The organism is Novosphingobium sp. 1529, assembly GCF_040544855.1.
Lineage (GTDB): Bacteria > Pseudomonadota > Alphaproteobacteria > Sphingomonadales > Sphingomonadaceae > Novosphingobium > Novosphingobium capsulatum.
Genome location: NZ_JBEPKW010000004.1, coordinates 259,689 through 282,529 on the forward strand (window position 1 = coordinate 259,689; position 22,841 = coordinate 282,529).

The 22,841-nt window shown below is 60.7% G+C and carries 17 protein-coding genes; 3 read left to right on the top strand and 14 right to left on the bottom strand.

Translation table 11 applies throughout. From position 1 onward, the window contains the following. The first annotated feature begins 48 nt into the window (after positions 1-48). Positions 49-987 carry a formylglycine-generating enzyme family protein gene (locus ABIC78_RS11480; protein WP_502915674.1) on the top strand — a complete coding sequence of 313 codons (939 nt, stop codon included), beginning with the start codon at positions 49-51 and terminating at the stop codon, positions 985-987. 203 nt (positions 988-1,190) lie between these two features. Beyond that, positions 1,191-2,000 (top strand): IS5 family transposase, encoded by an 810-nt coding sequence (locus ABIC78_RS11485; protein ID WP_169041292.1) that lies wholly within the window; start codon positions 1,191-1,193, stop codon positions 1,998-2,000. Positions 2,001-2,073: 73 nt separating this feature from the next. Here ABIC78_RS11485 and creD read toward each other — a convergent pair whose 3' ends face one another. The 13 genes from creD to ABIC78_RS11550 form a co-directional block, all read right to left on the bottom strand. After that, a complete protein-coding gene (creD, locus tag ABIC78_RS11490; RefSeq protein WP_354489752.1) occupies positions 2,074-3,534 on the bottom strand; it encodes a cell envelope integrity protein CreD in 1,461 nt (486 codons plus the stop codon). A 451-nt stretch (positions 3,535-3,985) separates the two neighbouring features. Continuing rightward, the gene (locus tag ABIC78_RS11495) at positions 3,986-5,011 is read right to left on the bottom strand and encodes an IS110 family RNA-guided transposase (RefSeq protein WP_354489754.1); all 1,026 of its coding nucleotides are present in this window, start codon (positions 5,009-5,011) and stop codon (positions 3,986-3,988) included. A gap of 86 nt (positions 5,012-5,097) precedes the next feature. Continuing rightward, the gene (locus tag ABIC78_RS11500; RefSeq protein ID WP_354489756.1) at positions 5,098-5,370 is read right to left on the bottom strand and encodes a hypothetical protein; all 273 of its coding nucleotides are present in this window, start codon (positions 5,368-5,370) and stop codon (positions 5,098-5,100) included. 270 nt (positions 5,371-5,640) lie between these two features. Then, entirely contained in the window at positions 5,641-7,251 is a 1,611-nt protein-coding gene (locus ABIC78_RS11505) for a TIR domain-containing protein (protein WP_354489758.1), read from the bottom strand. Positions 7,252-7,464: 213 nt separating this feature from the next. Further along, complete coding sequence (locus tag ABIC78_RS11510) at positions 7,465-8,184, bottom strand: M48 family metallopeptidase (RefSeq protein WP_171793801.1); 720 nt, start codon at positions 8,182-8,184, stop codon at positions 7,465-7,467. Continuing rightward, positions 8,181-11,342, bottom strand: a complete 3,162-nt coding sequence (locus tag ABIC78_RS11515) for a type I restriction endonuclease subunit R (protein WP_216656103.1) — start codon at positions 11,340-11,342, stop codon at positions 8,181-8,183. Before ABIC78_RS11515 ends, ABIC78_RS11510 begins: the two co-directional genes overlap by 4 nt. A 192-nt stretch (positions 11,343-11,534) precedes the next feature. Then, entirely contained in the window at positions 11,535-12,266 is a 732-nt protein-coding gene (locus ABIC78_RS11520; RefSeq protein WP_171793803.1) for a DUF3800 domain-containing protein, read from the bottom strand. Next, positions 12,259-13,095: a haloacid dehalogenase-like hydrolase gene (locus ABIC78_RS11525; protein ID WP_171793804.1), complete on the bottom strand. Its 837-nt coding sequence runs from the start codon at positions 13,093-13,095 to the stop codon at positions 12,259-12,261. Before ABIC78_RS11525 ends, ABIC78_RS11520 begins: the two co-directional genes overlap by 8 nt. Continuing rightward, positions 13,088-14,293, bottom strand: coding sequence for a restriction endonuclease subunit S (locus tag ABIC78_RS11530; protein ID WP_171793805.1), 1,206 nt, complete (start codon positions 14,291-14,293; stop codon positions 13,088-13,090). The genes ABIC78_RS11525 and ABIC78_RS11530 overlap by 8 nt, the downstream gene beginning before the upstream one ends. Then, positions 14,286-15,803 (bottom strand): type I restriction-modification system subunit M, encoded by a 1,518-nt coding sequence (locus tag ABIC78_RS11535; protein ID WP_309806625.1) that lies wholly within the window; start codon positions 15,801-15,803, stop codon positions 14,286-14,288. Before ABIC78_RS11535 ends, ABIC78_RS11530 begins: the two co-directional genes overlap by 8 nt. 2 nt (positions 15,804-15,805) lie before the next feature. Beyond that, a complete protein-coding gene (locus tag ABIC78_RS11540; RefSeq protein ID WP_171793807.1) occupies positions 15,806-16,396 on the bottom strand; it encodes a restriction endonuclease subunit S domain-containing protein in 591 nt (196 codons plus the stop codon). 640 nt (positions 16,397-17,036) lie between these two features. Continuing rightward, the gene (locus ABIC78_RS11545) at positions 17,037-18,566 is read right to left on the bottom strand and encodes an ArnT family glycosyltransferase (protein ID WP_354489762.1); all 1,530 of its coding nucleotides are present in this window, start codon (positions 18,564-18,566) and stop codon (positions 17,037-17,039) included. A 19-nt stretch (positions 18,567-18,585) separates the two neighbouring features. Next, positions 18,586-18,966 (bottom strand): VOC family protein, encoded by a 381-nt coding sequence (locus tag ABIC78_RS11550; protein WP_022678208.1) that lies wholly within the window; start codon positions 18,964-18,966, stop codon positions 18,586-18,588. Between the two features lie 275 nt (positions 18,967-19,241). On the opposite strand from ABIC78_RS11550, the gene ABIC78_RS11555 reads away from it, so the two are divergent. Then, positions 19,242-20,138, top strand: coding sequence for a helix-turn-helix domain-containing protein (locus tag ABIC78_RS11555; RefSeq protein ID WP_022678209.1), 897 nt, complete (start codon positions 19,242-19,244; stop codon positions 20,136-20,138). 49 nt (positions 20,139-20,187) lie between these two features. On the opposite strand, the gene ABIC78_RS11560 is transcribed toward ABIC78_RS11555, so the two are convergent. After that, positions 20,188-22,620, bottom strand: a complete 2,433-nt coding sequence (locus ABIC78_RS11560) for a TonB-dependent receptor (protein WP_354489765.1) — start codon at positions 22,618-22,620, stop codon at positions 20,188-20,190. Between the last annotated feature and the right edge of the window lie 221 nt (positions 22,621-22,841).

A 22,841-nucleotide genomic window follows, 5' to 3' on the forward strand; every position in this document is an offset into this window, starting at 1 on the left:
GGCACCGTGTTTGACCCGCGTCCGAAGATGCGCCAAGGACTGAACCCGATGGACGGCAGGCACGATACGATGATCTTGGTTCCCGAAGGCATCTTCACGATGGGATCGGAGACATTCTATCCCGAAGAGGCGCCTTTGCGCCGCGTGCACGTTTCTGCCTTCTGGCTGGATGAAACACCGGTCACCAATGCCCAGTTCGCGCGCTTCGTGCAGGAAACCGGCTATCTCACGGTGGCAGAACAAGCCCCCGACCCCCGCGACTATCCCGACATGGACCCGGCGCTCGCCGTCGCAGGTTCGCTGGTTTTTACGATGACGGATGTGCCGGTCGACCTGCACGATGCAAGCCAATGGTGGCGCTGGGTCAAGGGCGCGGACTGGAGGCATCCGACCGGGCCCGACAGCAGCATCGCCGACCTCATGGATCATCCGGTCGTGCAGGTTTGCTATCCGGATGCCGCAGCCTATGCCGCCTGGGCGGGCAAGCGGCTGCCGACCGAGGCGGAATTCGAATTCGCGGCGCGTGGCACGCTGGACGGCGCGGACTATGCCTGGGGCGACGAACTGGCCCCGGGTGGCGAGCACCGGGCCAACACGTGGCAGGGCCTGTTCCCCTTTGCCAACACTGCTGACGATGGCTGGGTGCGAACCAGCCCGGTGCGGGCCTATCCCGCCAATCCCTACGGCCTTTACGACCTGATCGGCAACGTCTGGGAAATCTGTGAAGACTGGTGGAGCCTTCCGGACGCCGGCCGCGCCCGCAAGAAGCCGTCGTGCTGCGTCATCGACAATCCCCGGGGCGGATTTCGCGCCAGGAGCGTCGACGCTGCGACTCCGGCGATCAGGACGCCCCGCAAGGTGATGAAGGGCGGGTCGCATCTATGTGCGCCATCCTATTGCCAGCGGTACCGCCCGGCGGCGCGCCACGCGCACACCATCGACAGCCCGACGAGCCACATCGGCTTTCGCTGCGCACGCGATGCCTGAGGAAGCCCGGCCATCGCCCTGGCGCCTCCCCACCGGCTGAAAAGCGGGCCTCTTGCAGAGTCCGACCTCGCCGAGCCCTCGACCTAAACGGCCCACCGGGCGAAGCTTGTCCACCCGGCACGACCTGAACAAATGACTGTTTTGCAGGTGATCAACTAGAGGCTGTTATGGACTTGCGCGTCTGAATAGATTCAAAGGCTTGTATGGAGAAACGCCGCAAGCCTTACCCGTCAGACGTCTGCGATGAAGAATGGTCGTTGCTGGCGCCCTATCTGACGCTTTTGCCCGAGGACGTCGGGCAGCGCGAACACAGCCTGCGCGAGGTGTTCAACGGCTTGCGCTACATTGTGAAGACTGGCGCGCCTTGGCGATGGATGCCCAACGACCTGCCGCCGTGGCCGGCCGTTTACCAGCAGACGCAGCGCTGGCTGGCGGCGGGATGCTTCGAGGCGCTGATTGACGATCTTCGCGTGGTGCTGCGCCTAGCGGCGGGACGCAAGGCCGAGCCAAGCGCTGCGATCATCGACAGCAGGACCTTGCGCTCGACGCCCGAAAGCGGCGAACGCGGTGGTTATGACGGAGCCAAGCGCAAGAACGGCTCCAAGGTGCATATTGCGGTCGATACGCTGGGCAACCTGCTGGCCTTGCATGTCACATCTGCCAGCGCTCAGGATCGCGGTGAGGTCGAAACCATGGCCCGAACCATTCAGGCCGTCACCGACGACAGCGTGGAAATAGCCTGGGTCGATCAGGGATACACCGGTCAATCCACCGCTCAGGCCGCGGCCCGGCACGGCATCGATCTCAAGATCGTCAAACTGCCCGAAGCCAAACGTGGTTTCGTTCTGCTGCCGCGCCGCTGGGTTGTCGAGCGATCCTTCGCATGGGCCACGCGCTTCCGCAGGCTCGTCAAGGACTACGAGCGCTATGCCGAGACACTCGCGGGCCTCCATCTTGTCGCCTTCGCCACGATCATGAGTAAACAGGCCATTTCGTTGATGACCGGTTCATAACAGCCTCTAGAGCCGAAAATGACCAGTTTTGGGGCGTTTGCGTGCAATAAAAGGCGCCATGATGCTCCCCGCTCTACACGCTTTCGTCGCCTGACGCTCCCCAATCCAGCCGCCGCGTGGCATACATCGTCCCGGCCAGCGCGATGAAGAGCACCACCGAACCGATCACCAAGGACCAGGCTTCCAAGCTGAGCAAGGCGTATATCCCCGCGAACAGGGCGGTCAGCACTGCGCCAACCAGACGGGCACGCCGCCAACTGTCCAGCACGGCCGCGCTGTAGGCGGTGAGCAGCCCGATCATCGCGGCGCCTGCCACCAGATAGGCCCAGGAAAAGCCGATCACCTCGGCAAAACCCAGCAGCATGGCGAAAAACAGCACCAACCCCGCGCCCACCAGCAAGTATTCCGCCGAGGCAACGCGCACCTTGGCCACGACCTCGAACAGGAAATAGGTGAGGAAGGTGAAGAGGATGAACAGCGCGCCATATTTCACGCTGCGATCCACTTTGGCATAGAGGTTGACCGGCTCGATCAGCGCCACACCCACCGTCTGGCTGTTGCCCGAAATTTGCTCGCTGGCGCTTCCGGCGGCGCTGTCGCCGGAGGACGATTTGACGTCCGCCGCCTGAATAGCCTCGGCAAAGCCGAACCTGTTTTGCGGCGCCTCCACCAATGCCAGCCCCGGCTCTTCCATGCCCAGCGGCGGTTGGCCGAGCGCCAGCTTGCCCACCTGCCATTCGGCGGAAAAGTCTGTGCCGGTCACGCTGCGGCTCACCGGAAGGAAGCCGCCAATGAAACTGGGGCTAGGCCAAGGTGCGGTGACCGTCCAGCGCGTGGCCCCGCCACGCGGCACCAGCGATAGCGACTGGCTGCCGCGCACGCCAAACGCATAGTCAACGCTGAGCGAGCCCTTGCCATCCCACGGGGCAAAGGCGAAATAGCCCTGTCCGCTGGTTGACCCCGGGCCGTGCCCTGGCTGCACCTCCAGCGCTTTGCCGCCAGCCACTAGTTTTGCCGTGCCGATCAGCCCGCGTGCATCAGAAACCCCCATGCGCAATTCCGCGCGGTCCCACATCAAACGCTCACGCGTGATCGAAAAATGCGCCAGATCATCGGGAAGCTGGAATGTGGCATGCCCTGCGACCTGAGCGGTGAAAACCACGGTGCGATAGATCGATTTAGCTCGCGCCTCAGGCGTGACCATGGTGCGTATTTGGTGGTCGACGGGCGAGATATAGACCAGCTTCTCAACCTCGCTCACCCGCGTCACAGGCTTGCCATTGTCGGTCACGTTCTCGACCTGGGTGGTGCGGAAAGGCACCACCAGCACCGGGCCCGCCAGCACCTGCGCACCGCCCCAGCCTGCGGTGATCGCTTCCCGCGCGGTCTGCGCCTGCTGTTGGCGATCGCTCACCAGCCCTTTCACCATCATGAGCGGGATCAGAAGGGCAAGGCCGATAAAACAGGCGAACAAAAGGCGGACCGCCGGGCTGCCCGCCCGGCGACGGATGCGATCACGCAACGTGCCTGCCATACACCCAACTCCCGAACGGCTATTTACAAACGAAGCCTAGATCGTGGGCCTGGAGTGTCAATGATGACGGCGGGCTTTTACAGCACCTGAATAGATGTCCGGTATCGGCGATATAGGATGGGGCCGCGAACGTCGCCTATCGCGGCGATCGTGGCGGAGGACGAGGCGATGATCAAAATGACAGCTCGCGCCCATGTGTGGACGGCTCTCCGTTGGCAAGGGGTTTGGGCGTGTGCACTTGGTGGTCGGTGCGGCCATGTGTCCGACCTTTGATGCGGCTGTCGTTGCCGCTGGCCATAATGCCTTCCGCGGACCGGATCCCTGATCACTTGCTCGCACTCGGAGTGCTTGGGCGTAGTAGGGTGGTCTGATCCGGCGGTGTCGACCGGCTTTTGTGCAATAGCTCCTTTGCCCTTTCCAACCTCGAAGCGCAGCCTTCAGCCGCGCGGTATCATGCGGCGATAGCCATCGGCTCGCGACAGCGGTCTCCGCGCATCATCATGGCCCATGCGATCCGAGCGTTCTTGTTTGCCAGTGCGATGGCAGCAACCTTCGGCTTACGGCGCTCAAGTAGACGTACGAGCCATGTGCGGCGCGTGCTCTGCATCGCGCGTCGGATCACGGCCATGGCGCCCGTGAAGAGCATCTGGCGCAGATAGCGATTGCCCGCCTTGGTGATGGAGCCAAGCCGCTCCTTGCCGCCCGATGAGTTTTGCCGTGGCACCAGGCCCATCCACGCTGCCATGTTACGGCCGCACCGGAATACCGACGGGTCGGGGATGCATGCTATCAATGCCGAGGCTACCAGTGGCCCGATGCCGGGCACTTCCATGAGACGACGACCAAGCTCCGTTGAACGGGCCAGGCCGAGGACTTGGCGATCGTTTTCGAGGATCTGCTGTTTCACAAGGCTCAATTGGGCAACAAGCATCTGCAGGCACTGACGTGCTGCTGCAGGAAGACGTTCATCGGTCCCATCCTCGATGACCTTGAGCAGCCGGTCTACGCCGATGCGCCCCACCGGCGCGGCGATCCCGAACTCAGCCATGTGCGCACGAATGGCATTGGTGAGCATCACCAGTTGACGGTTGAGCATCAGGCGCACCTTGTGCAGCATCATTGCGCTTTGCTCCTGGGGCGCTTTCGGCGCAACGAAACGCATGGTGGGGCGCGTCACTGCCTCCGCGATCGCCTCGGCATCGGCCATGTCGTTCTTCTGGCGCTTCACATAGGGCTTCACATATTGAGCAGGCATCAGCCGTACCTCATGACCAAATTTGGCGATCTCGCGAGCCCAATAATGCGACGTCGCGCAGGCCTCGATTCCGACCAGGCAAGGCGATAACTTTTCGAAAAACGGCAGCAACCTCGCTCGTGTCAGTCGCTTCTGCAAAACTATGGTGCCAGCCTCATCCAGCCCGTGCAGCTGGAAGACCGACTTCGCGATGTCCAATCCGACCACATGTACGTCCGTCATGGCACTTCTCCTCCATTCTACCGGAGCAGATTAGATCGACTCCGCGGGGATGGAGAGCCGTCCACGACATCACTTGCGGACATTGCTTAGAGCCACGCGGGGAGGTCGAACGCCTGACCTGCCGCATCTTTCGGCGGCGGCCCGATGTTCGTGACGAATCCATCTTGCCAGCCAGTCATACCAAGCTTTGTAGGTATGACCTCAAAACCGTTGGGATAATCGCAGAAGCCCGGTTTTCCCTTGAGAGCATCGACCGCCGCGAGAGCATCTGCCTCCGATGCGTAGATACCGATATGAAGCTCTGTGTCCTCGCGATCACCATATTGGCGGATGAACCAAAGGTCGAAAACTGTCTCCATCGCGACGGCTTATCGACGCGCTCGCGACCGAGCAAGGGAACAGCAGCTAACCTCCATCCCAGGCCATTCCCGGAGGCTGCGAAATCGATAAACAAACGACCGCTTGCAGAGTACGAACTCAGGCGCCTGAACGGCCGTTATGAAGGCGACTGCGGCACAGATGATCACCGAGCCTTCGAAATGCCGCCCCTTGAATATCACACACCCTTGAAAATCAGCATCTTTCCATCCGGATAGCAGACTTGGGGAAAAACTTACGACAGAACCGGTTCATGCGGTCAGAACCTTCGCAAGATCAAATGGCACCTTCGCGTGCTGCAACTCGCGAGCCAGCAGTGTCTTCCAGGTGGTCCCGCCGGCATCGAAGGGAATGTAGGCAATACCGTCAAAGTCTGATGGTTTTTCGACATCATCTTTCACGAGCGCGGCCACGTTGGCTGGCCCAAGCTTTCCGAGGAAAAATCCAAGTTCGAGCACGACATTTTGCCGCGCTCTGGGCTTCCGATCAGCGACACCCGCTAGGCCACCTTCATCATCGGGCGTCATCAGCACCACTGCGAAATCGGCGCCATCGGCCTCTTCCCGAAATTTGGTGAGCAAGTGCCGCCCCCCGTTGGGGCGCATATGCAGAATGATCGGTTCCAATCCGATCGCTCCGAGAAACAGGGAAACTTCGTTCTTTGCCGCGTCGTCCCGACCGTGAACCACAAATATTTTCCTACTGACTTCTGGCACAACGATTTCCTCCAAAATTTCGCGCTCCAAAATCAGCCAATCCTTGCGCGGCTCTGGATGGATCTCGATCTTATCGCTCTCCGCCAATCCGACGATGGCCGCCTTTATTTGATCCGACGCCTCGGCCGGTCGGAGCCTTCCACCAAAGTGCTTGAGCAGAATGTTTTGGGCCTCTAGCGGGACACTATGGGCATAGGCACGCTTGCCGGCAGCAACCAAACCCTCGATCGCAGCATAGACCGCGCTTGCTGCCTCCGGCGTATATTGCGGTTCGCTCGCCCGAGAGTCTCGCGCGGAACCATCGTTCGACGGAAAGCGGATAGAGATTTCCGAAGAGCCGCGGCGTTCAACCGCCGCCACTCCCTTGCCCGTGATCTTGGCCATTCCGGCCGCAATGCCCCCGTCGCCTGCAAGCGCCTTCCAATCGATGAGGCCTATGTCGGCAAGCTGCTGGCACACACTCCCGATAACTCGCAGCTCAACCGGATGGGGTGCGAGAACGGTTTCAGAGATCGGCACCCACCCACCATTGCTATGCCGCAGGTTGTGGAAATGCTTCAGCAGTACCCCTCTGATTTCGTCGTCTTCGATTGACATGGTCAACTCGCCCTCGTCGTGATGGGTGTGGTTCGAGGTCGAAGGTGCCGCTGCACCGACCGTTTGGCGATCTCTGAGCGTCAAGGCCTTCTGCAGCGCATGCTCGACTTGATCCAGCGTCGATGCTTCGACCTCTACATCCCCGATGGCGATGCGAATGCTGCGCCCCTTGCGGGACTGCATCCATGCAACGGCATATCCGGCGATGGCCGTGATCGCCGGCGGTCCCAGCGCCTGCATCGCGACGACGAACTCGGGCAATGTAAAACCGTGGGCATCCACGGAATCCATCGCGATCGCAGTCTGGTGGTACGGAATCTCCGCAGCGCGTAACCCGTCCCCAAATCGCGCCAGATCGTCTTGGAAGGCCGGCTCGCCCTCTCCCGGATCGTCCGGCGCCTTCACAAGATTCATGGTCAATTGCCCGGCGTTGAAGCGCTGCGCGTTCATCAGCCGCCGGTTGCGTGCATAGCTTTCCGCGAACATGCGCAAGTACGCCGTTTCCACCTCCGGTGTGATCAGCTTCGTGCGCTTCGCCATGCCGTCCATCTATGTCTGATAAACTCCTTTGCCCAAGCTGGGTCAACGTCTGCTTTCAGCATAATCCCGTTCGTCACATCACTCGCGAAAGGCAGAAGAGTCCCAGACCACCTCCTTCAGCAGAGCAGCGGCCAGTGTGAACGTATGGCGGGTTCCGATGTCCAGACCAAGGAGCCCGAATGACCACTTTGAGGGCGGCAATGCACATAGCCCTATCTCTCTTCACGCCATTGCCTGCTCCAGCCTCTGCTTGCGTCGCTCCCAGTCCGGTAACACTCTTGCCAGAAGATCGTAGAACGCCTGCCCGTGGTGCGCTTCGGTCACATGGCAAAGCTCGTGCGTGATGACGTAATCGATCGCGTCCACCGGCGCCTCGATCAGCCGGCGGTTCAGCATCAGGCGACAGCCCGGTGACATTGAGCCCCACCGCTGCTTCATTTGCCGGATAATCACGCCTTTGGGGCGACGAGATTCGCTGTCAGAGAATCGCTGGAGATTGACGTCGATACGCTCAGCAAACTTTGTGTGCGCCCTGTCTTTATACCAGCCCTCGACTAGTTCGCGGGTGGCATCCGGACTAAATGGTCGATGGGTCTGGACGACGATGAAGCCGCGATTCAATTTCACTCCTTGTTGGACATGGGGCACGACTTTCAGCCGGTATTGGCGCCCTAGGTACCGGTGGGTTTCCCCCGCGACGAACTGGCGCTGAGGCATCCTTGGCATGAATTGCGTGAAGAAGCGTTGCTGACGGATGATCCACGCCGCGCGCTTGCGGACTTTCGCCTCGATCGCCTCAGCGGTCGCGTCCATCGGTGCGGCGATGACCACCGACATGTCGGGTTCCACCGCGATTTCCAGGGTCTTGCGGGCCCGGCGGACGACGCGACACTCGATGCGGGTGGCACCGTATTCAACATTGAGCACGGGTTCTTCGGTCACGGAAAGCGCGCCCGGGCGAGGTCGAGAATCTTTTGCTCCAGATCATCAAGCTTTTCGACGGGAACGCCGATGCCCTTTTCGTCGCGCAACACGTCGAAGAAATAGTCGTCGATCGCGTTGCGCATGTTGTTCTGCGCCACATCATTGGTCCAAACGCCAACGATGTGATGGGCTCTGACGATCGCGATGATATCGATGGCCACTTGCGCCGCGGTGTCCTGATCGATTGCCTCACCAGCCTCGCTAGACAATTGGCCGTCGAGCAGGCCGAAAAAAGCCTGTCCGTCGTCATCACCCTTCACTACATCGGGCACATGGCGGCCACGATCTTTGCGCGCCACCTTGCTAGCCAGATCGACGACATTGCCCAGATATTCGCGCTCCGATAGCCGTCTTTCGCGATAGGCGCGGATCGTCTCTTCCAGCAGGTCTGAGAACTGGCGGTAAAATGCCGGGTCTTCGTCCATTTTCTCGGTGATGGTGCGGCGGGTCGCGCTGGCGATCCGGTCCGCCTTTGAGCCTTCCGACACCCCGTTTTCCTCGACCACGGCTTTCAGCGCCTCAGGATCGTTGATGTTCACCACCTCGATGATCGTCTCGGCGGGCAAGGCCACGACATGATCGTCGAGCAGCTTCTGGATCTTCGGCTCGAATTCCTTGATGTCGACGATTTCCTGATAGCGCAGCTGGACCGAGCGCCGCAGTTCCGAAAACCGCTTCCAATCACGCTTCATGGCGTCGGCCTTGATCTCGTCAAACACATCGAGGAACTTGTCCGACGACATGGCGATATGCAGGCACCGTCCATAGGCCTTCAGCCGCTCATAGAAATCGTGCCGGATCGCCTCATCGGCCAGGAAGCGCTCGAATTCCTCCATGTCCTTCTTGTTGCGGACGGATTTGAACAAATCCCAAAGCTGATCATGCAATTGCGGCAGCCGGCGGATCTCCTCACGCACATCATGCACGGTGCCCGCCAGATCGCCGTCGTCATAGCCATCAAACGCGCTGTACGTGGTCAGCGCATTGTCCAACTCGCCCAGCAGCCCTTCATAATCGATGATGAAGCCGAACTGCTTCTCAACGCCATTTTCTTCAAACAGACGGTTCACGCGCGCGATCGCCTGAAGCAGATTGTGCTCTTTCAGCGGCTTGCAGACATAGAGTACCGTGTTGCGCGGCGCATCGAAGCCTGTCAGCAGCTTTGACACGACAATCAGGATTTCCGGATCGCCTGATCCCTTGAAGGCATCGATGATCTGCCGGTTGTATTCCTCCTCGGTCTTGTACTGGGCCATCTGCTGATCCCAGAACTTGCGGACCAGATCCTTCGATTCCTTGTCGACCTCCTCGTTGCCCTCGTTGTCGTTGGGGGGCGACATGATGATCTCGCTGGCGACATGGCCGATATCGTCCAGCATCTCTTTGAATCGGATCGCCGCAGCCTTTGACGGCGCAACCAGCTGCGCCTTGAAACCGGTTCCCTGCCAGTGCTGGCGGTAGTGTTCCGAAATGTCATAGGCTTTGGCCCGGATCGCCTGGCCCGTTTTGGCCAGCGCGTCCATGCGTGAGAATTTCCGTTTCAAGTCGGCCTTTTGCTGATTGGTCAGCCCCTCGCTGATCTTTTCGAACCACTTGTCGATCACGGTGCCGGAAATCTGCTGCTCGACCATGCGGCCTTCATACAGCAGCGGCACAACCGCTTCGTCGGCCACGGCCTCGTTGATGCCATATTTGTGGATCAGGCCGCCGAAAGTCGAAAGCGTGTTCTTGTCCTTCTTCAGCAGTGGCGTGCCGGTGAAGCCGAGGTAGCAGGCATTGGTGATCAGGCGCCGCATCTTGGTGGCAAACTGGCTGTGCCCGCCTAGCTTGCCAGTCTGAGTGCGGTGGCTTTCATCGACCAGAACGAAGATGTTCGCGTCGTCGTCGGGCTGCACACTGCCGCGCAGCGCGGTGTCGAACTTATTGATGATGGTGGTGATCAGCGGCGTTTTATGCTCGATCAGCTCCAGCAGGTTGGCGCCGGTGGTGGCGCGCACGGGTTCCATGTCGCAGGATTTGAACGTGCCCTTGATCTGTTTGTCGAGGTCATCGCGATCAGTCACGATGATGATGCGCGGGTTTACAATCGCCTTGTCCAACGCCAGCGCGCGGCCAAGCATCACCATGGTCAGCGATTTGCCGGACCCTTGTGTGTGCCAGATCACGCCCCCCTTGCGCCCGCCGGTGATGTCGCGCTGCTTCACTCGCTCGACCGCCTTGCGAATGCCGAAAAACTGCTGGTGCCGGGCTACCTTGCGCACGCCACCATCATAAACGGTGAAGCGGCGAATCAGATCGAGCATCCGCCCCGGGCGGCATAGCGCGTAGAGCGCCCGATCCTGCGGCGACACCGTGCGCGGCCCTTCTGCCGCCATGGCGTCAAAATAGCGCCGCGCCCCAGCAAAATCGCCGGAGAACACGGCATCCTTTTCGGCAACGGTCAGCGGCCGATTGGCAAAGGAAGCAATGGTGTCGTCGCCATCTTCCTCATCGCGCCAGGTGCCCCAGAACTTCTGCGGCGTGCCCACCGTGGCATAGCGTGCGTCCACGCGGTTCATCGTAACCAGCAGCTGTGCAAAGTAGAACAGCTGCGGGATGTTGTCCTCGCTCTGATAGCCGATCAGCTGGCTGCCCGCCTTTTTCAGGCTCTCCGTCGGGCGCTTGTTTTCGATCACCAGCACCGGAATGCCGTTGACGAAGGCCACGATATCGCATCGCTTGGTCTGGGTGCTGCCGCTGCGTTCCACGGCAAATTCCGCAGTGACATGCAGCGCGTTGTTGGTCGGATTGTCCCAATCGATGAAGCGGAACGAGTAGCTTTTGGAATCGCCGTCGATCGCCTTGGTGATCGTGGTGCCCAACACCAGCGTGTCATAAATGTCCTGGTTGGTCGCCTTCAGCCCCCGGATCCGGTCGGGCGTGGGCTTCAACCGGCGCAAAGCCTCGTGCGCGTCTTCCAGATCGAACGGGTATTCACGGCCCTTGTGGGTGAAGCGGTTGATCCGCATGAAGCTTTCGACCGCGATGTCATCCAGCACCACGTTGCGCAGCCGATCCCCGCGCAGTTCCAGCACCTTGGCTTGCGACAGCGGCACAAAGCCCATCGCAACCAGCATTTGTAGCGCCGGGATCTGGGACTGGTGCTTTTCAGCGGCTTCAAAGCTCACGGCCAAAACTCCGGATCGGGAAAGTGATTGAAATTTTCATCAAGATGGGCCATATACCCTTTCAAGGATTGGGCTTTTCCCGGTCGACGAAAGGGTTCTGGAGCTTCCGGAGCCCTTTTGTTTTGCCCGCAGAACAAAGACTTACGGAAAGCATTTCAGCCCTCCCAGCTTCGGCTTGATGATGTCGAAAGCGCGATTGGGCTGGCCAGGGCGCAGGGCAGAAAGCCCAATCGGCCGCGCAGTCAGGTCTGCCAATTGCAGGCCGGTCGAGTTCGCCGCCTTTGACATAAACACGGGCTGGAAATCGAACTGGCTGAAATCGTGGCGGCGCCAGCCCCACTGGTTGCTGTTGGTGGCGATCCGGCGGAATTCCAGCTCAAGCTCACCATCTTCTTTCGGTCCACGGCTTTCGAAAATGACATGGACAGTCTTCCCCTGCTGCCCCTGCGCCGTCAGCATCTGGTGCAGTCGCTCCATGCAAAAGTGCATGGCAATCTCATAGGGATTCCAGGGGTTGGCATACCGCGCCCGGTGCTTTTCTTTGTCCACGACCGAGGAAAAGATGGTGATCGGCGCGCCCTCGATCAGGCCATTCAACTCATCCATGAACCGCTGCCGGAGCGCCCGATCGGTCCTCAACAGGCCGAAGGGGCCGGTGGTCTTGCGGATTTCATGCTCGTGCAGCACGACGGCATCATGCCCCCAGATGCCGAACTTGAAGGACTGCATCGCCGGTACGACTTGCGCCATGTAATCCGCCTTGCGGATCACGCAAAACGCCAGCGCGAACACGGGGTATTGCGGGTCGATGTTGACCATCCCGTGATCGCCGCTTTCGTCGGCATAGACGATGAAGTCCGAAAAATCAGGCATCCGGGCGATATCCGTATTTGCGGGCGATGCGCCCGATGATGCCCTTGATGATGATGTCGAGTTGCGACTTCACCTGATAATCCGCAGGTGCCACAAACTCGACCCTGCTATCGGAAATCAGTGAGTGGATCTTGTTCAGGTCACGGTCGCTGCGGTTCGGATCATAGACCGCGACAGGATGGCCACCCTGATAGCTCAGCATTTTCATGGTGGGGATATCGGTGTCCCCATCGCCCAGAAAGATCATGCGGTCGAACGGCACAGGGCGCTCATTCAGCGGCATGAACTTGTTGATGCCGTCATTGTTCCAGTGGTTGTCGATCCCCTTGTTGATGCGAAACAGGTATTGGGTCTTGGTGGTGTAGTTGATGCCCACGCCTGGCCACGCCGCCACCCCATCCATGTAGATGAACTTGGAGGCGAAGACCTGCTGGAAGGCATAGCGGATCGGGCAACCGTCGATCATCTCCTGAATGCCGGATGAGATGATGTAGTGCTCAAGCGCAAGACCCCGATCGGCAGCGTGTGCGTTGATCCGGTTGAACCATTCGCCATTCGCCAGACCCGGAAACAGCGGGGCCTCTTTGCCATGGGCCTTCAGATCATTGTCCTTGATCTCGACGCCACATTCACGAGCCTTCTCCAGCATCAAGTGCATGTAGACGAGGATTTCATCGGCATCGTGGGCTTTGGTCCGCGCCTTCACCTCGCCCCAAAACTCAGAAGTCGACATGCCGATGTTGGGGATGAAGGTGGTTTCCTGAAGGTTGCCCCGCGCCAGCGTGCCGTCGAAATCATAGATGATCGCGGTGCGTTTCAGATCAGTCATCGGCAGTCTCCAGATCAGGTTGCACAGCCCATTCGCCCGTCAGCAGTTTCTGCATCAGGCCGCGTTTTTGGCGCTGCAGCGCATCACGATATTCCGTGGCCTTCGCGATGGCGGCTTCAGCTGTATCAAGCGCCCGCGTTATTGCTTCTTGCTGCCGCAGTTCTGGGCAAGGCACCTCAAGTTCGAGAAAATCGCCCTTATTAAGAACGCGGTTCCTTCCCGCTCCCCCCGGAGACACTAGGCCCAGCAGGTGCGTGAACCTCGACATGCGAAGTGTGTGCCGAAGGAAGCGGGCGTCAACATTGGCAACATTTGGCACAAAAGTTGGGAACCTGTGTGAAACCAAACAACCGTCGTGCTCAGGCGGAACAAGGGCGATAGCACCCTCCCAAGCAAAGGTAATGTTGACGATGAGATCGCCATTTCGTGCGACGTACAGCGTTTCCATAGCGACAGAGTTCGGATCATTTACGAGGCGAATAAACGTCCCCTTCCCATGGCTCCTAATACTCAAGGCGTTATATGATGCATTTGGGCGTGGTACTGGGCGAGACAGCGGGGTTACCAGACGGCCGAGCGCTTTTCTGCGCCCATGCTGCCAATCGATAAGTCTGTCACGCAGTGCGCGATAGTGCGCTTCACGAAGTTCAACTATCCTAGAAGCCTTACGTATCGCCTCGTCCCAAGTGCGCAGGATTTCTGCGACTTTGTGTTGCTCGGGAAGCGAGGGGATTAGTATGGGGATATTGAGAAATGATTCTTGTGATATATTTTTCATCGACGCTGAAGTGCCTGAAGCTGCGTCACTGAGGCGCCGTCGCATTTCCGGTGAGCCGATGATGCATGCAAACCACCGAACATCGGTTGTTGACTTTACGGAAACCAACCAGAGGCGATCTGGCAAGACCAGGTTGGGGTAGTCGGCTTCTATCAATCCACTTGCGCCCACAAGCGAAGCCGTGTTCATACGGCTTACGATGATTGATCCCTTGCGGGCATTGCATTTGACGAGGTGAACCTCGTTTTCGACCACCCGCTTATTTTCTCGAGGGTCAAAAAAGCCGTTATACACGCAACTTGTCTTGAGTACGCCCACGCAGTTGCCCGTCGCGGGCTCGTCGAGCGAATTAACGCTCTTGCCGGACGTGATTTCTGAGACACAATCTCGAAACTCACCTTTGCGCCAACCCTCACGCATTGACGCCAAGCTCCTTCAAATAAGCCTGCATCTGCGCGCGCATTTCGGCCAGTTCTCCCTCGATCCGGTCGATATCCGCCTGTACGGCGGCGACATCAATCTCCTCTTCCGCCTCGAACGTATCAACATAGCGGGGGATGTTCAGATTGAAGTCGTTCTCGGCGATCTGCTCCGGGCTGGCGCGGTGGGAGTATTTCGGCTCCTCGGAGCGAGCGCGGTAGGTGTCGACGATACGCTTGATATGCCCTTCTTCCAGCAGGTTCTGGGTTTTGCCGGGGGTGCAATCGCGGCTCGCGTCGATGAACAGCACATCGCGCCGATCCTCGTTTGCCCCGCCTTCCTCGCGGCTGCGGTCAAACACCAGAATGGCCACGGGAATGCCGGTGGAGGTGAACAGATTGGCGGGCAGACCGATCACTGCGTCGAGCAGGTTTTCCTCAATCAGCGCCTTGCGGATCGCCCCTTCGCCGCCGCCGCGAAACAGCACGCCATGCGGCACGATCACAGCCACGCGCCCGGTCTGGCGCCTGGCGATCTCGATCATGTGGCTGATGAACCCGTAGTCGCCCTTGGACTTGGGCGGAATGCCGCGCCAGAACCGCTTGAACGGATCGTCGCCCGCGTGCTCGGCGCCCCACTTGTCGAGGCTGAACGGCGGGTTGGCCAGCACCACGTCGAACTTCATCAGATGGTCGCCCTCGACCAATGCGGGGCTGTTGAGCGTGTCGCACCATTCGATGCGGGCGGCATCCTTGGCGTGCAAAAACATGTTCATCCGCGCCAGCGCCCAGGTCGCTCCGTTCACTTCCTGCCCATAGAGCGCGAAATTGTCGGACCCGACCTGCTGCGATGCCTGGATCAGCAGCGAGCCGGAGCCGCAGGCCGGATCGCAGATCGTGTTGCCCGGCTGCGGATTGGCAAGTCGCGCCAACAGGCCCGACACGGCGGACGGGGTGTAGAACTCGCCCGCCTTCTTGCCCGCGTCCGAGGCGAAGCGCGAAATCAGGTAGATGTAGCATTCGCCGATGATGTCTTCCGACACGCGGCTGGGGCGCAGATCGAGCGCGGGCTTGGCGAAATCCTCCAGCAGGTTCTTCAGGCGGCGGTTGCGATCCTTCACCCGGCCCAGATTGGCTTCGGAATTGAAATCGATGTTGCGGAACACGCCCTCGAGCTTGGCGATGTTGGTGCTTTCGATGGCTTCCAGCGCCTCGTTGATCAGCTCGCCGATGTTGGCCTCGTTGCGGCGCTCGTGCAGGTCATAAAAGCTGGCGCCTTCGGGCAGCACAAAGCGCTCACGCTCAAGCCGGCGGCGGATGCGTGCATCATCCCCGCCAAACTGCTGGCGGTAGGTCTCGACATGTTCGTTCCACTGATCCGAAATGTATTTCAGGAACAGCATCACCAGGATGTAATCCTTGTACTGCCCGGCATCGACCGCGCCACGGAAGGTGTCGCACGCCGCCCAGGCCGTCTGGTTGACCTGCTGCTGGATCTGTTGGTCGGTCATGGTCAAAGGCCTTTCTGCTGGGCACCGGCTTGCGCTAGATCGGCAAGCACACGGCCGGTGAATTGGGTTCGCCTTTCGGCAAGCTGATGAAGCAGCGCCGCTTCCCTGTTCGCCAATCGGGCGATTTCGACAATGGCGCGCTGCGTTGAGAGGTCGGGGACGGGGATCGTGATGCCCTCAAGGCTGCCCTTGGGGATCATGCGCAGGCTTTGGCCCTGCGCCTCTGCATCGATTTGCCGCTGTGCATCGGGCTGGTTGATCGCCCAAGCCAGATAGTCCGGGGCTACAAGGCTGGAATTGGGACGTAGGATGATCAATGGCAGCAGGGCCACGATGGGTTCAGCCATCGCCGCATCCACGACATAGCCGAAATTCGGCATCCCGCGTGACCGGAATACGACGTCGCCGGGCTGCAAAGCGTAACGATCGACTTGCAGATCCAGATTGAAGCGCTGCACTCCGGCCAAGTCGATGGAGCCATCCTCACGCAGATCGCGCAACTGCATGGCAAGCTGACCAACTTCAGGCTGCGGGTCGAGCTTGCCCCGAACCGTGAACCCAGATTGAAATTGGCAAATGGCATCGAGCCGCATAAAATTTCTCTGTAGGATGTGCCACAGCATATGAACGATTCGGCGAGCCGAATCAAGAAACAATTGCTGTAGGATTATTTACAGCGATATTTTTTATGAATTCCGGTGCAGCACGCGGCTTGCAGGGCCTGCTCTGCCATATGGCCCCCATCTCCGCGAAGTGAGTATGCGCTTCAGCGTAACGACAAGCACTGGAAAGGCCTTTGCTGACGCTGCTGCTGTAGCTGCTGCTTTCCCATATCGACGCAAATGCGTGCCGTTGTTGACTCAGCTATGTTGATGCTAAAATCGATGACGACATAATGGGTATTAACCGTGATTTCGCTTCAAAATCGACCTGTTAGAAAGGCAAAAGTTGCGTCTTGTGGGGAATTGGCGTATGGTCCTTTTAAAAGTTTAGCCAATTCATAGCGTTATTGGACGAAAACTGGTCCTGTAAGCGGCACCACGGGTTTCTTCCCATAAAATATCAAAATATTGATTTGGCTAGATTTTCGGTCGATTTCGTCTTCCGGATGCTCTCGCTTTGTCCCAGGATTTCGCACCGCGGTTTACGCCAGGTGGGGGCATTTCCGGGGAAAACGGGAGCCTGGCAAAAGGCGTTGCCGCCAAATAGGCACGTTTGCTGCTGTGGCTGCCGTCAGGAGAAGTTCTTGAGATCCGGCCACATCTCGGTCAGCGATGGCTTCACGTTTTCGCACAGCGCTATCACCTTGCCGTTTTCATACGCCATGGCATAGCGCGACCAGGTTTGGCCGAGCAGCGTGACCTTGCGGCAATAGGGCTGCATGGCGGCCAGGTCATCCTGCACCGACAGGACATGGATAGGATGCTGTCCGCGCAGGCCCCAGAGGTAATACTGGTTGTGCCCGCTCAACGCCGGCGGCAGACCATGGCCATAGATATCGAGCGCGGCCGCTTCGCCATAGTTGTCCACCTTGATGGCCGTGACCGCGCGCTCTGACGCCGGGATGCTGGCCCAGGCTGCATCGACCTGCCGCGCGAAATCACGCCAGCCCAACTGGTCTGCCATGCTCTGTGGCAAGGCTGTGCCGGCAAAGCTGCGCTCTTGCTGCTGAGGCGCCAGCCCGGTTGCCCGCACATAGCGTTCCAACGCGGCTGGTGACAGGATCGGCAGGGCGAGCGGCGCGGCCAGGGCGGCGACAATGAAGGCTGCCGTGGCGATCGCCGCCACACCCACTTTGGCCGGCATGCTTTTTACCCAGGGTACCAGCGCCGTCGCGCCGATCACGAACAAGGTGGGATAGAGCGGCGCCAGATAATAGTCCTTGCCGTGACCAAGGCGCACGATGACGATCACCACGACGGCGCCGATCACCAGGAAACGAAGATCGGCCAGGCGCCTTGCCAGGAACGGGGCCGCCAGGCCGGCGATCCACAGCGGCGCGAACGCCGGGTTCATCACCAGCACCTGGTTGACGAGGAACGGCACGGCATCGACCGCCGCGTTCTTGCCCTTGGCCGCTGCTGCCAATTCCAGGAACGGAAAGCCGTGGGCATATTGCCAGAGGAAGGACGGCACCGCGATGATGGCGGCAATCGCCACGCCGCCCCACAAGGCCGGCCGCCGCAGCAGCACGCGGCCCGGCGTGACGAGCAAGCCGGCGGTCAGGCCGACCAACCAGAACAACATGGCATACTTGATCTCGAGCGTGAGCCCGACCAGCAGCCCCGCCCCCAGCAACGCGCGATCATCCCCCTCGCGACCGGCTTTGACCAGCAGATAGGCAAGCGCCGTCCAGGCCAGCGGCTCGAACGCCGAAGTGTTGAGCGTGGCAACGATGCCCATGAGCATGGGCGCGAGGGCGCAGGCCAGGCCGGCCATCGCCTGTGCCAGCCTTCCCCCGCCCAGCAGCCGCGCGAAGCGCATCGCCAGCCATACCAGCGCTCCGCCCGCCAGCGCCGTCGGCACACGCAAGCCAAAGGCGCCCCATCCCAGCTTGAACAGGCCAGCGGCGAGCAAGGGCACGCCGGGCGGCTGGTCGACATAGCCGAACGCAGGGTGCTGCCCGCAGATGATGAAGTAGAGCTCGTCGCGGAACAGGTCGTACCGCCCGGCAAACAGCAGGTGGAATGCAGCAACGGCAAGGCCCGCAACCAGCGCCAGGCGCTGGTCCGGACATTTGGCGCTGGAAACAGGCACGGTCATCGATCCATTCCTGCGGGCATCAGTTCGAGGGCTCGCCCACGTCGATGCGGTTTCCATCCGGATCGGCGAACACGAAGGCGCGCTGGCCATAGTCCTTGTCGGCCAGGCGTTTGATGATCCGCACGCCTTTGCTTTCGCAGATAGCGTAGAGTGCCGCCACGTCGCTGACGTAGATATGCATGACGTTGGTGGTCGACGGCTTGTGACCAGGCGTGCGGCTCAGGTGAATTTCCGCGCGTCCCTTTTTGAGGACCATGAAGCCGACCGGAGACCCGTTCTCGAACACTTTCTCAAAGCCGAGCACGCCCACGTAAAAGTCGTGCGCGGCGTGAATGTCCCGCACGCTGATTCCGGGTGCGGCGCGTCCGAACGTGATGTCAGCTATTCCAGGTTCCGCCATCGTCTTGTCCTTGCCAGGCAGGGGCGGCGGTGCGCGTGCCGATTGCGGAGCGGTGTCCTTGGCGCGGTGTTGAACACCGGCCGATTATCCATGTCAACCAATGGGCTGATCGGCCGGGCAAAGCTGCCGGCGGTCGGGCATGGCTGCCACGGCACCGCGAGTCCGCCAGGTGGCCATGGCATCGTCCATCAAGCCGCGACTGTACAATCGTACGGTTTTTCGCTACGCCGCGTGCGGGACCGGAAAAACCGGCAGGCCGGGAGAGAGGATTGGCTATGCGTATCGGCACCGAATCGGGACTTACAGCCGCAGACACTCACGGCATTCTGCTGCGGCCGGAACACGAGGTCTTGCAGTCGAGCGACTCGCTGGAATGGCAGTCGTTCTATGCCTCGCACCAGCGCGAGGCCCCCTATGCCGACACGTTCGGCGGAAATGACCATCATCTCATCATCGTGCATCTCAATGGCCCGGTGCGCATCCGGCGCGAACTGAGCGGCGAACGGCGCGAGGCGCGGATCGGCACCGGTGGGCTGTTTATCCTGCCGGCGCAGCGCGACTTCGGCGTGGCGCTCATGTCACCGCTGGAGACGGTGCACCTCTACGTCCATCGCAAGCTGATCGCGGCGACAGTGCGCGAACTGTGCGACGACGCGCTGGACTCGGTGGAGTTCCTGCCGCGCATGGGAGAGCACGATCCGCTGCTCGAACAACTGGCGCGGCTGGCCTGCACGATGATCAAGGAGCGGCAATCCGATCTGTTTGCCGACAGCGTCGCCCGCCTCATCGCCGCGCAACTGGTGCGCCACCATGCTCTGGCAAAACGGGTGGAACTGCCGCGGATCACCGGGCTCCAGCCGAGTCAGATCGCCCGGGTGCGCGCTCTGGTTGCAGAGAAGATGGAAGCGCCGATCAGCGTGGACGATCTTGCCCGTGCGGCCAATTTGAGCCCGATCCATTTCGCGCGCCAGTTCAAGCGCTCAACCGGGCGGGCGCCCTATCAGTACATCATCGAGCAGCGGGTGGAGCGTGCGCGCGACCTGCTGCGTGGCGATCTGCCGATTGCCGAGATCGCCGTGCGGTGCGGCTTCACGCACCAGGAACACCTTACCCGGATCTTTGGCCGGACGACGGGCGTTACCCCGGCCGCCTATCGCCGTTCGCTTCGCTGAGCGGTGGCCACTGGGCCCCGGGACGCCCATCCCGGGGCCAGCATCGCCATCAATACTTGATCGCGAAACGGAAGCCATAGAGGCGCGGTGCGCCGGGCGAACCGGCGAACAAGTTGGCATTGGCGTTATAGACGATATCGCCCCACGGACGCTGGTTGCCGATGTTGTTGACGAACAGTGTCGCCGACCATTTATCGTCCTCGCCCGAATACGTGGCCGAGGCCTGGCCGGTCCAATAGGCCGCCTGCTGTTCGATATCGAGCAGTTCGAACCCGACATAGCTGGACGACTGGTAGCGGGCGTCACCTTGCAGCACGATCTTCGCGGTGCCGATGGGAATGGTCTGGCGCACGCCGAAGTTCATCGTCCATTCCGGCGAACGCAACGCGCGCAGGCCCGAACAATCCACCACCGAGGAGGCAGAGCCCGGCGCCGGGGCCGTCACCGCGCAGCGGGTAGGCGGCGGCGCGGGCGTCGAATAGCGAAAATCGGTGTATTTCGCATTGAGATACTGGATGTTGGCAGTGAGCAGCGTGTTGCGCGCAGCCAGGAACTGTGCCTCTCCCTCGGCACCATAGTTGCGCGAGTTGCCGATGTTTTCGGTAAAGAAAGCCGAAGCACCGTTCGAATCGACGCCAAGATGGGCGATCTGCTGGTTCTTGTAGCGCCAATAGAAGGCTTCGAGATTGAGCTGGAGGCGATTATCGAAAAATCGGTTCTTTGATCCGATCGTGTAGGCCTGGATCGTTTCGGGGCGGTATTGCTGCCGGGTGGGATCGACGGCGAAGGAGAACCCGCCACCGCGATAGCCGGTTTCGACCGAGGCGTAGAGCAGCGAGTGCGGACCCACGTCATATTCCGCACCGGCCCGCCAGGTTGCGCGGCTGTTCTTCTGCTCCATGTTGAGCACCGCGCGGTTGTTGCCCAGGATGCTGGTGGGCGCGGACGGATCAGCATAGATGCTGCTGAATGCCGGAACCGGGCTTGGCAGCGGGCCCACCAGGCCAAGGCTGGAGATCAGCCCGGCCGGGGTCTGCGTATAGGGCAGCACCAGGCCACCCGGGCAGCTGGCCGCAACGCAGACCGCCACCAGCGTCTGCGACGCGCCATCGACGGTCTTGCGATCGCTGGTATAGCGCAGCCCGCCGCTCAGGCGGAACGTGTCGGTAAAGGCCAGCGTCACCCGGCCGAACGCGGCATAGGATGTCGTATCGAGCGCGCCACCCAGATAGTTGGTCAGCGTTTGCTGGGCGAACACGTCGGCGGTTTGCGATTCCTCGCGATAGTAGAACGCGCCGAGCAGGTAGCGGAAGAAGCCGGTATCGGGCGAAGCGAAGCGCGCTTCCACGCTCTTCTGGGTGGTCTTCTCGTCGAACAAGCTGATGAACGAGGTAACCGCGTTAAGCGCGTGCACATCGGCACGGCGATAGGCGGGAATCACGGTCAGCGTGCCGGCAGCGGTAGTCCAGCTCAGCTCGGCATTGACGCCCCAGAACGTGCTGTTCTGCCCTGGATAGGGGCTGAGCGGCTGAAGCGTGCGACCAATCTGGAAGCTGACCTGCTGCGGGAACAGCGCCTGCACCTGCGGATCGTACAACCCGGTGCCGCGATCGGTGGGTGCCGGCGTGATTGCCCCGGTCACAGGATTGCGCACGCCAACCAGGGCCGCGCTGCCACCCACGCCGCCAGCTTTGTAATAATCGGCAGCGATGCGGATCGAGAAATCGCTCGTCGGGCGGAACAGCAATTGGGCACGGGCACCCTTGCCGTCCTCGTCATTGGTACCATCGCTCAAATAGCCATCATGCTTGCTGTAGATGCCGGCAACACGCAGCGCGGCCTTGTCAGACAGCACCAGGTTGACATCGCCTTGCAGCACCACCGTGTTGTAGTTGCCGAGCGTGGCGGAGAAATCGCCGGAATTGCCGTCCAGTTTCGGGCGCGCCGGCAAGATGTTGATCGCGCCACCGGTGGCGTTGCGGCCATAGAGCGTGCCCTGCGGGCCCTTGAGCACTTCGACCCGTTCGACATCGTAGAACACGCCGGTGGTGGCGCTCGGCCGGCCAACATAAACGCCGTCATAGTTGAACGCGATCGCCGGATCGCTGAACGAATTGACCGCGAACGTGCCCACGCCGCGCAAGTAGAACAGGTTGGACGAGCCGCTGGAGGCGACCTGCAAGGCGGGCACCAGCGTCGTCAGCTGCGAGGACTGGGTGACATTGAGCCGGGCGAGTGCGTCAGACGATACCACGCTGACCGCGATCGCGGCGCGCTGGAGGTTTTCCGAGCGACGTTGCGCGGTAACCACGATGTCCTTGAGGCCTTGCTCGCTCGCGTCGCTCTGCGCGCCGCTGGCGGCCTCTGCGGGCTCCGCAGCAGGCGCCTGGGGCGCGGCGGCCGATGCGGTCTGCGCGGCAGCGGGCATCGCGCACAGCGCGAGCGCCAACGGTGCAGTCGACAGGAAATAGCGTGGGTTCAAGACATCCTCCCATTTGCGTTGTTTGCTGTGTCCCTTGCGCTGGCTGGTCCGGCGCAGGGCACATGCGGTTGATGCTGGTCTAGGCAGGCCCTTTGCCGGAATCCTGCATGATGCAGCACGGCCGATGCATGAAAACGGCACGCGCAGTTCCCCGGTCGTTTCCGTGCAGGCAAATGCCCGGAACATGCAGGAACTTCCCTGTCGTCGGGGAGAATGCCAAG